Origin of the sequence: Streptomyces swartbergensis (assembly GCF_002148965.1) — a bacterium.
GTDB lineage: Bacteria > Actinomycetota > Actinomycetes > Streptomycetales > Streptomycetaceae > Streptomyces > Streptomyces swartbergensis.
In genome coordinates, this window is the sequence record NZ_NGFN01000199.1 from 1 (window position 1) to 15,876 (window position 15,876).

General features: G+C 72.8%; 14 protein-coding genes. 8 read left to right on the forward strand and 6 right to left on the reverse strand.

The genetic code is table 11. From position 1 onward, the window contains the following. From CA983_RS27190 to CA983_RS27215, 6 genes are all read left to right on the forward strand, one after another. The coding region (locus CA983_RS27190; RefSeq protein WP_086603472.1) for an exopolysaccharide biosynthesis polyprenyl glycosylphosphotransferase at nucleotides 1-1,294 on the forward strand (1,294 nt) is incomplete at its 5' end. 5 nt (nucleotides 1,295-1,299) lie between these two features. Next, on the forward strand, nucleotides 1,300-2,640 hold the full coding sequence (locus tag CA983_RS27195; RefSeq protein WP_086603473.1) for an O-antigen ligase family protein: 1,341 nt from the start codon (nucleotides 1,300-1,302) through the stop codon (nucleotides 2,638-2,640). Beyond that, nucleotides 2,637-4,334: a lipid II flippase MurJ gene (locus CA983_RS27200; RefSeq protein ID WP_086603474.1), complete on the forward strand. Its 1,698-nt coding sequence runs from the start codon at nucleotides 2,637-2,639 to the stop codon at nucleotides 4,332-4,334. The genes CA983_RS27195 and CA983_RS27200 overlap by 4 nt, the downstream gene beginning before the upstream one ends. After that, nucleotides 4,318-5,082 (forward strand): polysaccharide deacetylase family protein, encoded by a 765-nt coding sequence (locus tag CA983_RS27205; protein ID WP_086603475.1) that lies wholly within the window; start codon nucleotides 4,318-4,320, stop codon nucleotides 5,080-5,082. The genes CA983_RS27200 and CA983_RS27205 overlap by 17 nt, the downstream gene beginning before the upstream one ends. A 1-nt stretch (nucleotide 5,083) precedes the next feature. Continuing rightward, entirely contained in the window at nucleotides 5,084-6,235 is a 1,152-nt protein-coding gene (locus CA983_RS27210; RefSeq protein WP_086603476.1) for a glycosyltransferase, read from the forward strand. Then, nucleotides 6,232-6,888, forward strand: coding sequence for a YveK family protein (locus tag CA983_RS27215; protein ID WP_086603477.1), 657 nt, complete (start codon nucleotides 6,232-6,234; stop codon nucleotides 6,886-6,888). The genes CA983_RS27210 and CA983_RS27215 overlap by 4 nt, the downstream gene beginning before the upstream one ends. Before the next feature lie 52 nt (nucleotides 6,889-6,940). Here CA983_RS27215 and CA983_RS27220 read toward each other — a convergent pair whose 3' ends face one another. Next, nucleotides 6,941-8,197, reverse strand: coding sequence for a glycoside hydrolase family 26 protein (locus CA983_RS27220; protein ID WP_086603478.1), 1,257 nt, complete (start codon nucleotides 8,195-8,197; stop codon nucleotides 6,941-6,943). 168 nt (nucleotides 8,198-8,365) lie between these two features. Between CA983_RS27220 and CA983_RS27225 the strand changes: the two genes are divergently transcribed. Then, nucleotides 8,366-9,622, forward strand: a complete 1,257-nt coding sequence (locus CA983_RS27225) for a carboxylate--amine ligase (RefSeq protein ID WP_086603479.1) — start codon at nucleotides 8,366-8,368, stop codon at nucleotides 9,620-9,622. Continuing rightward, nucleotides 9,622-10,890, forward strand: a complete 1,269-nt coding sequence (locus tag CA983_RS27230; protein ID WP_208637052.1) for an NAD(P)-binding domain-containing protein — start codon at nucleotides 9,622-9,624, stop codon at nucleotides 10,888-10,890. Before CA983_RS27225 ends, CA983_RS27230 begins: the two co-directional genes overlap by 1 nt. Before the next feature lie 377 nt (nucleotides 10,891-11,267). On the opposite strand, the gene CA983_RS27235 is transcribed toward CA983_RS27230, so the two are convergent. From CA983_RS27235 to CA983_RS27250, 5 genes are all read right to left on the reverse strand, one after another. After that, nucleotides 11,268-11,987 (reverse strand): chaplin family protein, encoded by a 720-nt coding sequence (locus tag CA983_RS27235; RefSeq protein WP_086603480.1) that lies wholly within the window; start codon nucleotides 11,985-11,987, stop codon nucleotides 11,268-11,270. A gap of 156 nt (nucleotides 11,988-12,143) precedes the next feature. Further along, on the reverse strand, nucleotides 12,144-12,269 hold the full coding sequence (locus CA983_RS48975; RefSeq protein ID WP_279628473.1) for a hypothetical protein: 126 nt from the start codon (nucleotides 12,267-12,269) through the stop codon (nucleotides 12,144-12,146). Nucleotides 12,270-12,389: 120 nt separating this feature from the next. Then, a complete protein-coding gene (locus CA983_RS27240; RefSeq protein ID WP_425276481.1) occupies nucleotides 12,390-13,907 on the reverse strand; it encodes a vWA domain-containing protein in 1,518 nt (505 codons plus the stop codon). A gap of 139 nt (nucleotides 13,908-14,046) precedes the next feature. Further along, complete coding sequence (locus CA983_RS27245) at nucleotides 14,047-14,919, reverse strand: ABC transporter permease (protein ID WP_086603481.1); 873 nt, start codon at nucleotides 14,917-14,919, stop codon at nucleotides 14,047-14,049. Then, the coding region (locus tag CA983_RS27250; protein ID WP_143645568.1) for an ABC transporter ATP-binding protein at nucleotides 14,916-15,876 on the reverse strand (961 nt) is incomplete at its 5' end. The genes CA983_RS27245 and CA983_RS27250, both read right to left, overlap by 4 nt.

Below are 15,876 nucleotides of genomic sequence, written 5' to 3' on the forward strand. Positions count from 1 at the left end.
CGCCTCCCCCGTCCCGCTGCTCGTCGCGGACGGCGTCGCCGCCCTGGCGGGCGCGCCGGCGCTCACCGATGCCCAGCGCCAGCCACTGCTCGTCACCCTGCTGATCGTCATGTCGCTGATGCTGCGCCGGCGCGACGGGCGGCCCCCGGTACCGGGGCTGCTGGAGGAACTGCCCGCCGTGTGCGGCCGCATCGCGGTGGCCTGGCTGGCACTCGCGGCGCTCCTGGCGGCGTACCGGCCGGAGCACGCGTTGTCCCTCCGTACCGTGCTGACGGGCCTCGCCCTGCACGCGGCGGCCGGCTGTGTGCTGCGCGGAGCCGTGCACGCGCGGCGACGCGCCGCGCTGCTGCGCCACCCGCACACCGCACTCGTCCTCGGACCGGCCGCGACCGCGCAGCGCGTGGCCGCCGCCGTACTGCGTCACCCGCGGTGCGGCGTGCGGCCGGTGGGGATCGTCGCCGAGCAGCCGGACGGCACCGAGAGCCTGCCGGTTCTGACGACGCCTGAGGAGGTCGAGCGAGCGGTCATCCAGAACGGGGTGCGGGCGGTGCTGGCCGTTCACCCCTCCGTACGCGCCGAACAGGAGCCGCTGCTGCGGGGGCTGGCCGAGTCGGGCTGCGTGGTCTGGGAGGTCGACGCCGATTCCCCGTCGTACGCGACGCGGGAGCGGCTGGCCGGGTTCTCCTGCCGGCGCCTGGACATGTCCCCGGCCAGACGCGGCAGCGCGGCCAAACGGACGCTCGACATTCTTGTGTCGGGAACGCTGTTGCTGCTGGTCAGCCCGCTGCTGCTGGCCTTCGCCGTGGCGCTGCGGATCAGCGACGGGCCGGGCGTGGTGTTCCGGCAGGAGCGCATCGGCAGGAACGGCAAGCCGTTCACGCTGCTGAAGTTCCGTACGCACCGCCCGGTCGACGAGCACGAGTCGGCAACCCGGTGGAGCGTGGCGAACGAGAACGAGATGCGCTGGTTCTGCCGGATGCTGCGGCGCACCTCGCTCGACGAACTGCTCCAGCTGTGGAACGTGCTCCGGGGCGACATGAGTCTGGTCGGACCCCGGCCCGAACGCCCCTACTTCGTCGCGCAGTTCGGCCAGACCTACCCCGGTTACGCGGTCCGCCACCGCATGCGGACCGGCATCACCGGCCTCGCCCAGATCCACGGACTGCGCGGCGACACCTCGATCGAGGACCGCTGCCGGTTCGACAACGCCTACATCGACGACTGGTCCCTGTGGCAGGACGTCTGCATCCTGCTGCGCACCGCGGCCACGGTGGTACGTCCCACGGGGAGCTGAGAGAGGTGAGCCTCGCACTGACACCGCTCCCCCGCCGCGTCGCCGCGCTGACACCGGCCCTGCCCGTGGCGGCCGTACCCGCCCTGCTGGCGCTGCCGCTGACGCCGGACGGTGCGGGGCCCGCCGACGTGCTCTCCGGGCTGATGGTGGTGTACTGCGTGATCCGTCTCCTGCTCGAACGGCGGCGCCCGCTGTCGCCCGCCGCTGCCGTGGTTCTGGGCCTGCCGGTCGTGGGGCTCGCGCTCGCCGCCATGGGGGCGTTCTCGTCCCAGGCCGGGCTCACCGGCCTGGGACGTTATCTGCAGACCTTCGTACTCGTCCCGGCGGCCGTGCTGCTGCTGCTCCGCGACCGGACCGGCTTCCGGCTGGTGGCCTGGTCGTTCGTGGGGCTCGGCCTGTGTCAGGGGGCCGTCGGCGTCCACCAGTTCGTCACCCGGACCGGCGCCTCCTACCAGGGCGAGAACATCCGGGCGGTCGGCACCTTCGGACCGCACGACGTGATGGGCATGGCGACGGCGGTCTCCCTCGGCATGGTGTGCGGGGTCGGGATCGCGCTGGGCCGGGTGTCCGTAAGGCAGCGGGTGACCGCCGCCGCGTGCTCTCTGGTGCTGCTGCTGCCGCTCGCGCTCTCCTTCAGCCGCGGAGCCTGGATCGCGACCGTCCTGACGTGCACCCTCCAGCTGGTGCTGGCCGGGTTGCGGCGCGCGCTCATGGTGGTGGCGGCCACGTTCGCCGCGGGCGTGATCCTCGTGGGCGGGTTCGGTGTGGGCTCGGCGCTTCTGCAGGAGCGGATCGACAGCATCGCCCAGGTCACCGACGCCCCCGACCAGTCCGTCGTCGACCGGTACACCCTGTGGGCGTCCGCCACGGAGATCTGGCGGCAGCACCCGCTGACAGGGGTCGGTCTGAAGGGCTTCCCGGAGTACCGGGACGGGCACGCCACGCTCGCGCTGTCGTCGGGCAGCGAGACCGACGGCGCGGGTGTGGCCTACCAGAGGCAGCCGCTGCTGTCTCCGCACAACATGTACCTGCTGGTGCTGAGCGAGCAGGGCCTGATCGGGCTGCTCGCGCTCGCCGGGAGCTGGCTGGCGCTGCTGGTGTGCGGGATGCGGCGGCTGCTGCGCGTGCGCGACCGCGGGCCGGGACTCGACTGCGGACTCGTCGCCTGCGGGCTGCTGGTCTGGCTGCTGACCGACTTCATGTACGGAGACATCGGCGGTCCCTCTACCGTGCTGATCGCCGTGGCCATGGGGCTCGGGGCGTGGTGGGCGCTGACCGGCGAGGCGCGTGCGGATGCGCCCCGCGGCGAGGTGCGGGAACGCGCCGAGGAGGCCCTGGCGCGATGACGGTGGTGCCTTCGCAGTCCCCCGGCTCCGAAACGGACGACGCGGCGACCGTGCCCCCGGCGCGTGCCGCCACCAAGGCCGGGGACGGTGCCGACCCGGCCTCGGCGGCGTCGGTTTCCGGGAGTTTCCTGGCCAGGGCCGCGCTCGTCACGGCGTCGCTGTCCATCGTCGGCTCACTGCTCGGCCTGGTGCGCGACCAGTCGCTGGCGCGGCTGTTCGGCGCCGGGAGCGACACGGACGCCTTCCTGGTCGCGTGGACCGTTCCGGAGTTCGCCGCCACGCTGCTCATCGAGGACGGGCTGGCGATCGCGCTGATCCCGGCGTTCAGCATGGCGCTGGCCCGCCGCGCCCGGGGCGCCCCGGGCGACCCGGTCCGCGCCCTCGTCGGCGCCACCCTGCCCCGGCTGTGCCTCGCCCTCGCCGCGGTGGCGGCGCTGATCGCCGGCACGGCTCCCTACCTGGTCCAGGCTCTCGCTCCCGGCCTGCCCGACCCCCGGCTCGCCGCCGACTGCACCCGGATCACGGCGACCTGCGTACTGGCCTTCGGGCTCGCCGGGTACTGCAGTGCCGCCCTGCGGGCACACCGCTGCTTCCTCGCGCCCGCGGCGATCTACGTCGCCTACAACACCGGCATCATCGCCGCGATGTTCCTCCTCGGCGAAGGCTGGGGCGTGCGCTCTGCCGCGGTCGGGGTAGCGGCGGGCGCCTGCCTGATGGTGTTGGTGCAACTGCCGTCGCTGTGGCGGCGACTGGCGTCGCCCACGCCGCCCCTCGCCAGGGCCGGGGCGGAGGTCGAGGAGCGGCCGATGCAACTCGCCCTGGTCGCCGCCGTACTCCTCTTCGCCCTGTGCCGCCAGTCTCAGGTCCTCGCCGAACGCTTCCTCGCCTCCGGCCTGCCCGCCGGCGCCATCTCGCACCTGAACTACGCGCAGAAGGTCGCCCAGATCCCGATGACGCTGTCGCTGATGGTGTGCACCGTCACCTTCCCGGTGGTGGCACGGGCCCTCGCCGACGGTGACACCGCGCGGGCCCGCAGCCGCGTGGAGCGAGATCTGGCGCTCGCCTCGTGTCTGGTGCTGCTGGGCACGTGCGCGGTGATCGCCTGCGCCCCCCAGATGATCGAACTGCTCTTCCAGCGGGGCGCGTTCACCGCGAGCGACACCGCCGCGACGGCGGACGTCATGCGCGTGTACGCCCTCGGGCTGCTGAGCCAGACCCTGGTGGGCGCGCTCGTGCGCTCCTACTTCTCGGCGGGCCGGGCCAGCTGGTACCCCCTCGGCGCGATGACGGCGGGCATCGCCGTGACGTCCTGGATCGGCGCCGCCACCGTGCACTCCTGGGGCGTGGCGGGGATCGCCGCCGCCAACGCCCTCGGCATCACCGTCACGGCCGCCCTGCTGCTCGCCGGGCTGCGAACGGGCCGGCTGAACAGCCCCCACAGCGTCTCGGTCCGGGTCCGGCGGGTCCTGGCCGAACTGAGCAGGCTGGTGTGCGCCGCGGTCGTCGCCACGGCCGCGGGCGCGTTCGCCGCGAGCCGGCTGCCGTCCCCGGCGGCGGGCCTCGCGGCCGGCTTCCTGACCGTGACCTTCGTCTTCCTCCCGCTCACCTGGGCCCTCGGTGCCCAGAGTCCCGCGTCCGCTCTGCGCTCCCTACGCGCCGTCACACGAAGGCTCACACATGGCCGCTTCCGTTGATTCCCTCGACACCGGCAGACCCCCGACCCCGCACACGAGTCCGGTCCCCTGGGTGGCGATGTACCACTCGGTGGGCGACTGCTCCGACGACCCGTACCGCATCACGGTCACGCCCCAGCGGCTCGGGAGGCAACTGGCCTGGCTGCGCCGGCGCGGGCTGCGGGGCGTGTCCGTGACCGAGCTGCTCGCCGCCCGCGCCCGAGGCGAGGGGCGCAACCTGGTCGGGCTGACCTTCGACGACGGGTACGCCGACTTCGTCACCGACGCCCTGCCGCTGCTGCACCGCTGGAACTGCGGCGCCACCCTCTTCGTGCTGCCCGGGCGGCTCGGCGGCGACAACGCCTGGGATCCGCTCGGCCCGCGCAAGCCGCTCCTGACCGCGGACGGCATCCGGCGCGCGGCCGCCGAAGGCGTGGAGATCGGCTCGCACGGGCTGACGCACGTCGACCTCACCAAGGCGGACGACGTCACCCTCAAGGCCGAGGTCGCCGAAAGCCGCGCGCAGCTCGAGGAGCTGACCGGCACCCCGGTCGACGGTTTCTGCTACCCGTACGGCACGATCGACGCCCGCGCGGTCCAGGCCGTGCGGGAAGCGGGATACACCTACGCCTGCGCCATCGACCCCGGCCCGCTGACCGGCCCGCACGCCCTGCCGCGCGTGTACGTCGGCCAGGACGACACGGCCTGGCGCCTGCACCTCAAGCACTGGCTGCACCGGCTGCGCCGGCGCCCGGTGGAGGGCCTGTGAGATGAGGGCTCTGCACATCATCACCGGCCTCGGCGTCGGCGGGGCCGAGCAGCAGTTGCGCCTGCTGCTGCGTCACCTGCCCGTGGACTGCGACGTCGTCACGCTCACCAACCCCGGTGCGGTCGCCGAGGGCCTCGCGGCCGACGGCGTCCGCGTCACGCATCTCGGCATGGGCGGCAACCGTGATCTGGCCGCGCTGCCGCGCCTGGTCCGGCTGATCCGGGCCGGCGACTACGACCTGGTGCACACCCACCTGTACCGGGCCTGCGTCTACGGCCGGTTCGCCGCACGCGCGGCCGGGGTCCGGGCGGTCGTCGCCACCGAACACTCCCTGGGCGACTCGCAGATGGAGGGCCGCAGGCTGACGGCAGGGGTGCGCGGGCTGTACCTCGCCAGCGAGCGGCTGGGGTCGGCGACGGTCGCCGTCTCCCCCACGGTGGCCGAGCGCCTGCAGCGCTGGGGCGTGCCCGCACCCCGCATCGAGGTCGTCCCGAACGGCATCGACCTGGACCGCTTCCGCTTCGACCCCGAGCGGCGCGAGCACACCCGCCGGCACCTCGGCCTGCCGGAGGACGCCTGGGTCGTGGGCGGTGTCGGCCGGCTCACCGCGGGGAAGCGGTTCGATGTCCTCGTCCGCGCGCTCACCCTGCTCCCGGACGACCACCGGCTGCTGCTGGTGGGCGGCGGCCCCGAGGAGGACGCCCTGCGTCGCACGGCCCACGAGGCCGGCGTGGCCGGCCGCGTCGTGTTCACCGGTGAACGTCCCTACGTGCCCGACGGCTCGCCCGGTCCGGACCTGCCCTCGCTCACCTCGGCGATGGACCTGCTCGCGTCCCCGTCCACGGAGGAGGCCTTCGGTCTGGCGGCCGTGGAGGCGCTGGCGTCCGGCCTGCCCGTGCTCTACGCCTCCTGCCCGGCCATCGAGGATGTGCGGCCGCCCGCCGCCGACGGCGCCCGGCGGGTGCGCGGCGGCCCCGAGGCCTACGCCCGCGCGATCGCCGAGGTCCGCGCGGCCGGCGCCCGGCCGCGCACGGCCTCGGAGGTCGCCCACCACTACAGCATCACCCACTGCGCGGCCCGTCTGACGGACGTGTACGCGGCAGCGGTCTCCAGTTCGCCGTCCCTCTCACCTCTGGGAGCCACCTCCTCATGACCGACACTCCACCCCGTCAGCGCCGCTTGTCCCTGGCTCGTCTCAGGGGGCTTCCCCTGTGGTCCGTGCTCGCGGCCGGCACCCTCGCCGGGGGTCTGCTCGGCGGTGCGTACGGCTTGCTCACCCCCTCCACGTACACGGCCACGAGCTACGTCATCGCCGTACCGACCGGGAAGTCCACGCCGGACGCCGCCCTCGGATTCGCTCAGGCGTACGGCCGGGTCGCCACCCAGCTCGCGGTGCTCGGGGACGCGCAGGTGTATGCGGGTGTGCCGGTGCACACCCTGCAGCGCAGTGTGCGCACGGCGACGTCGCCGGACGCACCGATGGTCGCCGTCTCGGCCATCTCCTCGCGCCCCGGCCTCGCCGTCGACATGGCCAACGCGGTCACCCGCGCGCTGACCCGTCACGCGGACGACAGCCGGGGCAACACCAACGTGCGGCTCGTGCAGTTCTCGCGAGCGGTGGAGCCGAGCGAGCCGACGTCCGCGTCACCGGCGGTGACCGGTCTGGTAGGGGCGAGCGCGGGCGGTCTGCTGGGCGGCCTGGCCCTGCTGGCCCGGCCGAGGAAGGCCGGCCAGGACGACGAACCCGCCCCGGCCCCTTCGGTGCCCGGCCCGGCCGCCGCCGCCGATGTGCGCGGACAACGGTGACGACGGCGGGCCTGGCCGGACACGGCAYCGGGGAGCGCTGTTTCGCCGCGCCCTACCACCAGTCGAAGCGGAGGCAGAGCTTCCCGCCGAGCCACTCCTCCACCCAACTGCCCAGGTCGAGCGGCGTGCAGTCCGCCGGGGGCGGCGGTGTGCTGGGTGGGGTCGGCTTCGGCGTGGGCGTGAGGGGCGGGGTCGCCTGGTCGGTTCGGCCGAACAGGGCGGACCGGTAGAGGTGGGACGATCTCGGGTTGGCCCCGCACTGCCACACACCGTGCGGGCAGTAGTCGGTCAGCGTGTTGTAGAGCGGTTTGTGCTCCTCCATCCAGGCGAGCATGCTCCGCATGTACTCGGCATTGTCACCGTTGCGGAAGAGACCCCATTCCGGATAGGAAATGGGTTTGCCGTGAGCCTTCGCGAAATCCACGTGATGCTGCAGCCCGTAGGGCTCTTTCACCTGTTGCTCGAACGACATCCCGGCCGGCTGGTCGTAGGAGTCCATGCCAATGATGTCGACCGTGTCGTCTCCCGGATAGCATTTCGTCCAGGGAACGGCGTCCACGCCACGACTCGGCGTGAAATCGAACCGAAACTTCTGGCCCGGCACGGAACGCATGGTGGTGACGATCCGATTCCAGTACTTCTTCCAGGCCTCCGGGTCCGGCCCGCACCGATGGGTGTACGTGGTGCCGTTCATTTCCCAGCCGAGCACGATGATCGTGTCCGGCACCTTCAACTCCACCAGCCGCTCGGCGAGGACACGGAAGTGATGATCGAACTCCCCGGCCGCGCCCTGCCGCAGCAGCCGCCGGACCTCGCCGTCGGAGACGCCCTCCTCATTGCGCTCCTGCATGGGGACGTTGAGGACGAGCATGCGATCGGCCTTCTTGTTGCGCCAGTGCGCCCACACCTTGAGGAAGTCGGCGGAACCCTGGATGTCGCGCCAGCGGTGGCCCGGCAGATAGGTGTGGCCGGCGCGGAGCTCCGCGCCGCCCAGCCAGTGGCTGAACAGCGGCATCCGGGCCACGCCGCGGGCGTCGGACTTGAGGAAGACACCGAAGGCCGGGGCTTCCCCGCCCGCCACCGCAGTGGTGGCAGGAGCCGGCGCCGAGGGCAGGGGGACGGCCGGAGGCGCGAGGGCCGAGGGCGTGGCCACGGGCGTCGTCGGGCTCGGTGCCGGAGCCCGAGGATCGGCGGCTCGCGCCACCCCCACCCCCGCCACGGGGCCGGACGCCAGGGCGGCCGACGCGGCGACCGCTGCCGCGCCCAGGGCAAGCCGGCGGACCCCGGCCCGCTTGTGCTGTGGGGCCATGCCTGTTCCTTCCTTCGCTCTCGTCCGGACTACTGCCACTGTTTGTGTTATTGACAGGCAGTCATATGAAGTCAGTCACAGAAAAGCCAATAGCGCCACAACCGTTACGACTTTCGAGTGCCGGGCTCGCCCGTGCGGGTGATCCGATCGAAAAGAAAGAGAGAATTCGTGTCGCTACTCGACATCCGCGTCCCCGCTGTGCTGCTGCGGATCGACCGGAATCCCTTTCACCACGGAACCCTGGGGGCCGCGCGTTCGCTCGGCAGGTCGGGAGTGGAGGTACACGTCGTCGCGGATTCCGCGGGGAGTCCCGTGGGCGCGTCACGTTACGTACGTCAAATGCATCCCCCGCCGCTCCCGGGAGCGTCCCCGGACGACATTCTCGCCGTGCTGCGCCGCGTGGCCGGCGGGATCGCACGCCCCGCCGTGCTGGTTCCGTTGGACGACGCGAGCGCGATCGCCGTGGGCCGGATGCGGGACGAACTCGCCCCCTCCTACCTCCTGCCCTCGATGCCGGGCAGTCTGGCCGAACGCGTCGCCGACAAGGCGGAACTGGCCGCCGTGTGCGCGTCCACCGACGTCCCGCACCCGACGACGCTGATCCCGGACAGTCCGGCGGAGGTCGCCGACGCCATGCGGCGGCTCGGGCTGCCGGTGGTGGCGAAGTGGAGCCGGCCCTGGCTGCTGCCCGCCGGCAGCGGGCTGCGCAGCACGGTGCTGGTCCGGTCCGTCCAGCAGGCCCGGGAGCTGTTCCTGCGCACCGAGGAAGCGGGCAGCCGGCTGCTGCTCCAGGCGTACCTGTCACCGGGGCCGGACCGGGACTGGTTCTTCCACGGCTACGCAGACCACTCGGGCGCCGTGCGCGCGGGCGGACCGGGCCGCAAGCAGCTGGCCTGGCCGCGCGGGGCGGGGCTGACCGCGGTCGGCTGCTGGACGCCCAACACTCAGGTGCAGGCGCTGGCCGAGCGGCTCACCGGCGAGCTGGGCTACCGGGGCATCTTCGACCTCGACTTCCGCCGCTGCGGAGTGACGGGCCGCTACCACCTGCTCGACTTCAACCCGCGCGCCGGCGCCCAGTTCCGGCTCTTCGCGGACAGCGCGGGCCTGGACGTCGTACGGGCCATGCACCTGGATCTGACGGGCCGTCCACTGCTGGACGGGGTCCCGATGCCCGGGCGGTCGTTCGTGGTGGAGAACTACGCGCCGCTGGCGGCGCTGCGTACGGCGCCGGGCGGGCGTGAACTGGCCTGGTACGCCGCGGACGACCCCTCCCCCGCACGGGTCATGTGGACCCAGTGGTGCCGGCACGTGTCCCGTCGGCTGCGTGAGCGGCTGGGCACGACGACGACGGTGGCGCCGACGCCCCCGCTGATCCCCCGGGCAGCCTCGCCCTCCCTGACCGACAACGAGAAAGCGAGCAGTTGATGGTGTACGACCTTCTGGTGGTGGGCGCAGGCCCTTACGGCCTGTCGATCGCGTCCCACGCCGCGGCCGCCGGGCTGAACCTGCGCGTGTTCGGCCGGCCCATGGCCTCCTGGCGGGACAACATGCCCCGCGGCATGTTCCTGAAGTCGGAACCGTGGGCGTCCAACCTCTCCGACCCGGCCGGGCGGTGGCGGCTGGACGTCTACTGTGCGGAGCACGGCCTGACGGCACGTCACGCGAAGCCGATTCCGGTCGAGGCGTTCGCGGAGTACGGCCTGTGGTTCGCGCGCCACGCCGTGCCGGAGGTGGACGAGCGCACGGTGACCCGGGTGGCGGCCGCGCCCGGCGGTTTCACGGCGGTCACCGAGGACGGGCAGGAGGTGCACGCACGGACGGTCGCCCTGGCGGTCGGTGTGATGCCGTTCGTCGAGGTACCGCAGGCACTGCGCGGACTGCACCCCGCGCTGGTGACACACAGCAGCCACCACAGCGACCTCGACCGCTTCCGCGGCAAGGACGTCACGGTGATCGGTGGCGGTCAGGCGGCCCTGGAGACGGCGGCGCTGCTCGCCGAACAGGGCACGCGCGTCCGTGTGCTGGCGCGGGCGGAACAGCTGCGGTGGAACGATGTGCCGCCGCCCTGGGAGCGCCCCTGGTGGCAGTCGGCCCGCTCTCCCCACAGCGGCCTCGGCCCCGGATGGCGCAACTGGTTCTACGCGGAGCGTCCCAACCTCTTCCGGCGGCTGCCGGAGCCGACCCGGGCTCGCATCGCGACCACGGCGCTGGGGCCGGCGGGCGCGTGGTGGGTGCGGGACCGGGTGGAGGGCGTGGTGGAGCTGCTGCCGGGCCATGAGGTCACCGCGGCCTGTGCGGTGCCGGGCGGGGTACGGCTGGACACGGTGAGCCGCGCGGGTGCCCTGCGCAGCCTGGAGACCGAACACGTCATCGCCGCGACAGGGTTCCGGGCGCGTTGCGACCGGCTCGGACTGCTCTCCCCCGAGTTGCGCGGAACGCTTGCGGCACTGCCGGACGGCTCCCCGGAGGTCGGGCGCAGCTTCGAGTCCTCCCACCCCGGCCTGTTCCTCGCGGGCCTGGTGACGGCCTCGGGCTTCGGCCCGGCCATGCGCTTCGTGCAGGGCGCGTCCTTCACGGCGGCGACCCTCGTCCGAGGTGTGCGCCGCCGGCTCGGGGCGACACCGGCGGGCGGCACCGTCCCCGCACCGGTGGACGGCAGCCGGAGCGAGTCGCCGTCGCCGGTACGGCGCTGACGGGGAACCGCGCGGGTGACACGGAGGCCGCTGACGGCGACGGAGTCGTCAGCGGCCCGCCCCTGTGCCGGGGGCAGCGGTAGAGGGTGCGGTGTGACGCGACGGCCGACACCCCCCGGATCATGTCGACGGGGGGTGCGGGTGATGCTTGTCCCGGGAAGCCAGGGGCCTCGCACCGGGACCAGGAAAGCGACGGGACGGCTCCGGCGTCGGCTCGCCCCCGGCCTGGCGGGCGGTTCCGGCGGAGAGTCGCTGCCGGTCCGGCCCGTGCGGCGTGTGGTCCCCGGACCGGCTGGGTCCTGCCTCGGGTGGTGGCGGCCTCCGGTCCGGGGTGGGGTGCGGGTGCCGGGCGGGTCGCGTCCGGCACCCGGTGACCGCTAGCGGGACCAGGTGGTGCGACCGCGGCGGTACAGCAGCACTCCGCCGGCCATCAGGGCGGCACTGGCGACCGAGGCGGCCACCAGGGCCTCACTTCCGGTCTCGGCCAGCTGGGGCAGCGGGCCGCTCTCCGTCTCCTCTTCCGGGGTGGACGGCGTCTCGCTGTCCTTCTCCGGTGACGACGGGGACTCCGGCGTCTCCTCGTCGTGCGGAACGGGGCGGTTCTTGGCCGGGGTCGTCCGGTCCTGCTTCTCACCCGGCGTCGAGGTGTCGTCCTCGCCGCCGTAGCCGCCGCCGTACGAGCCGTTGTCGCAGGAGTTCTCGGACGCCTCGTTGAACAACCCGAGTCCGTCGACGTTGTTGCCGCACGCGTTCACCGGCACCTCGACCGGCACCTGCACGACGTTCCCGGATCCCACGCCGGGGGAACCCTTCGCGACCGCCGACGCGTCCGCGCCGGAGTCCTTCGACTTGGGGGAGCTGTTGCTGCAGACGTTGCCGAACGACTTGTTGAGCGCCGCGAGCACGTCGACGGTGTTGCCGCACAGGTTGACCGGCACGTCGATCGGCACCTGCACGTTGTTCCCGGACAACGCACCGGGAGAGTCCTTCGCCACTCCCGACGCGTCGGAGTCAGCGAGGGCGGGGCTGCCATACAGGGACAGAATCCCCGTGGCGGCGGCCGCCGCGAACGCTCCCTTGCTCAGGGTCTGTCGCATTGCAGTTGTCCTCCTGCTTGAAGAATTGGGGCAGCCGGCCGCGGAACGGAGATCCACATCCAAGGTCGGCGGTGTGGCGGCATGGAAAGTCGCAGCGCTGAACAGGAATGAGGCGTAGGGGATGCTCGCTCGCGCCGAAGGGGCCGCGGAGCCGGTTCAGCGTTCCTCGCCCTGGCCCATCGCGACGGCCGGTCCGCCGGCAAGCGCCGGGGCAGCGGCCGTCGTCGGCATGTCGATGGCAGAAGCGGCGGCGGCCGCAACGATCATTGCCTCCTTGAGCACTGCGCGTTCCTTTCTCGTAGCGCCGCATGCTCTACTGCCTCATCAACCCGGTGCGGGAGAATTGGTTCCGCAGGTTCACCCGGTTGGCCCGCGTCGCATTTCGAAAGACCGCAACCGTGTTCAACCCCGGCGGTGGTCTGCCTGTTCGATGGCCGCGGCGAGTCCGCGCACCGCCCTGTCCTCCGTGGTTCCGGCCAACGCGCGAGCGCGACCGGCGAGTTCAGCGAAGGAGTCCGGGGCCCCGGGGAGGCGGTCGTAGCGGTCGTCGCCGGAGCGGAGGGTGTCGGCGAAGTAGGCCGCCACCGCGGTGACCTGGAAGCGGCTGGGGGCGGCACGCAGGGAGTCGTGGAGGGCATCGGTCTCGAGGTCGCCGGTCTCCTCGTGAGGGTCGCGGGTGTCGGGGTCGAGCCAGCGGACGGTGGCGGTGGCCAGGTGGCCTTCGGCGCCCGGCTCGGTGCGGACGGCGTACAGGGCGGTGACGGTGTGGCCGGGGCCGACCTCGCCGCCGTCGACGCGGTCGTCGCGGAAGTCCTCGTCGGCGACCCGGCGGTTGTCGTAGCCGACCAGGCGGAACTCCTCGACGGTCTCGGGGTCGAAGGCGACCTGCGCCTTGGCATCACGGGCGGTGAGGTCGATGTTGCGCGGGAGTTCCTCGCAGAAGACCTTCCGGGCCTCGTCCTCGTCGGACACGTAGACGGTGTGGCCGTCGCCCTTGTCGGCGAGGCGTTCCATCAGGGCGTCGCCGTAGTCGCTGCCGACGCCGACGCCGAAGAGGGTGATGCCGTGCTCGCGGCGTTCGCCGGAGATGCGCTCCAGGATCGTGTCGGCGTCGGTGTCGCCGGTGTTGGCGAGGGCGTCGGAGACGAGGACGACCCGGTTGGTCGCGCCCTTGTGCAGGCCCTCGACGGCCGTCTCGTAGCCGGTCTCGACGCCCGCACCGAGGTTGGTGGAGTCCCGGATGTCCAGCTCGGAGATGACGTCGTGGATCTCGTCGCGGTGGCCGTCGAGGCGGGTCATGGGAAGGACGGTCTCGGCCTCGTCGCTGAAGGTGACGATGGCGACCGAGTCGTCGTCGCGCAGCCGGTCCGTCATCACGGACAGGGACTCCTGGGCGAGGTCCAGGCGGCCCGGTTCGGCCATGGAGCCCGAGACGTCGATGACGAAGGTGAGGGCGGCGGGCGGGCGTTCGCCGGTGCGTTCCGAGGTGCGGGTGGCCAGGCCCACGCGGACCAGGGACCAGTCCTCGTCGCCGGTGCGGGCGCCGTCGACGGTGACCGAGAAGCCGTCGCCGTCGGGGCGTTCGTAGTCCTGGCGGAAGCTGTTGACGAACTCCTCGGGGCGGACCGTCGACGGGTCGGGGAACCGGCCGTCGGCCAGGGCGCGGCGGGCGTAGCCGTAGGAGGCGGTGTCGACGTCGAGGGCGAAGGTGGAGAGGTGGTCGGGATCTTCCCGGCGGTCGTCCTGCTCGCTGGTGGCGTCCTCGTCTCCGTGGGCGGGCGCGGGCAGACCTGAGATGTCGCGGTCGGCGATATTGCTGCCCCCGCTGCTGTCGCCGCTCCCGCTGCACGCGGTGAGCAGCAGCCCGCCCGCCGCTGTGAGCGCCAGCAGCAGCTTGCGTGTCCGGTACCGCTCCATCATCCGTACCCCCTGAGTTCGTCGGCTTCTTGCGACTGTGACGGCGCAGGGGGCCGGAACGTGCGGTACGGAGGGTTGCGGAAGCGTCTCGAAGCAGCCACGGGGACCGGCCTTCGAGACCGGTGGGTGATCCTCCGTTGACCTAGGAGACGACGTCCTTGCGGGCGAAACCGCGGAAGGCCAGGGCGAACAGCACGAGCGCGTACGTTACGGAAATCGACGTGCCCTGGATCATGTCCGTCCACTGCAACTGCGGCTGGACGGCGTCGAGCCAGGCGTACTGCCAGTGCGCGGGCAGGAAGTGGCGCCAGTCGCCGAGGGCCGTCACCTCGTCGAGGACGCTGCCGATGATGGTCAGGAACACCGCGCCGCCGACCGCGCCGAGCGGGGCGTCCGTCCGGGTCGACAGCCAGAACGCGAGGGCCGCGGTGACCAGTTGGGACACCATGATGTACACGACGACGATCAGCAGGCGCTGGGCCGCGGTGCCGGTGGGCAGGGTGCCGCCGGTGGGCAGCTCGAGCGGGCCCCAGCCGTAGGCGGCCGTGCCGACGACGAGGGCGACGATCGGGAGCAGGACCAGCGCGGCCAGGCTCAGGCTGAGGCCGACGGCGAGCTTGGACCACAGCAGCCGGGCCCGGGGCACGGGGGCCGCGAGCAGGTAGCGCAGGGACGACCAGCTGGCCTCGGAGGCGACCGTGTCGCCGCAGAACAGGGCGACGGGGATGACGAGGAGGAAGCCCGCGGCGGAGAAGAGGTTGACCGCGGCGAAGTTCGCTCCGGACGCCGTCGCCGTGTCCATGAGGTTCACGCGGTTGTTGTTGCCGCCCGGGTCGCCGCCGACCTGGAAGGCGATGAGCAGGATGATCGGCAGGGCGAACAGGACACCGCCCATGACCATCGTGCGGCGCCGCTTCAGCTGCCGGACCAGCTCGACGCGGAAGGGCAGCGTGCGGCCCGCGCGGTAGCCGTCGGCGACCTCGACGGGCTCGGCCCGGTCGGCGAGCTTGCTCATGCTTCGGCTCCGATCAGGGTGAGGAAGGCGTCCTCCAGGCGGCGGTGCGGGCCGACCGACCGCACGGGCACGTCCAGTCGCACGAGTTCGGCGACCAGGCGCTGCGGGGTGCCGTCGGCGTCGAGCTGGACCAGGAGACCCTCGTCGACGGGCACGGCCGAGGCGACACCCGGCAGGGCGGCGACCTTCTCGACGACGGGCTCGTCCACGGGCGTGGCCGTACCCACCAGGAGGGTGTCGCCCGAGCCGACGATGTCCTCGACCGGGCCCGCCTGGACGAGCTGCCCGTGGTCCATCACGACCAGGTGCGTGCAGGTCTGCTCGACCTCCGCGAGGAGGTGGCTGGAGACGATGACCGTGCGCCCCGCGGCTGCGTAGCGGATCATCACCTCGCGCATCTCGCGGATCTGGGGCGGGTCGAGGCCGTTGGTCGGTTCGTCGAGGATGAGCAGGTCCGGCATCCCGAGCATGGCCTGGGCGATGGCGAGGCGCTGGCGCATGCCCTGGGAGTACGTGCGCACCGCGCGGGCGAGCGCGTCGCCGAGGCCCGCGATCTCCAGGGCCTCCTCCAGGTGCGCGTCCTCGGGCTGGCGGCCGGTGGCGCGCCAGTACAGGTCCAGGTTCTCGCGGCCGGACAGGTGCGGCAGGAAGCCCGCGCCCTCGACGAACGCGCCGACCCGGGAGAGGACCGGGGCGCCCGGGCTGATGGCGTGGCCGAAGACGCGGATCTCGCCGCCGTCCGGCTTGATCAGGCCCATCAGCATGCGCAGGGTCGTGGTCTTGCCGGCGCCGTTCGGGCCGAGCAGGCCGAGGACTTGGCCCTTCTCCACGCGGAAGGACAGGTCCTTGACGGCGTACCGGTCGGAGGACTTGGCGTACCGCTTGGTCAGGTCCGTGATCTGGAGGGGCACGTCGGCGAGCTCGGGGTCGGGCGGGGCGGGGGCCGCCGTGCGGCGG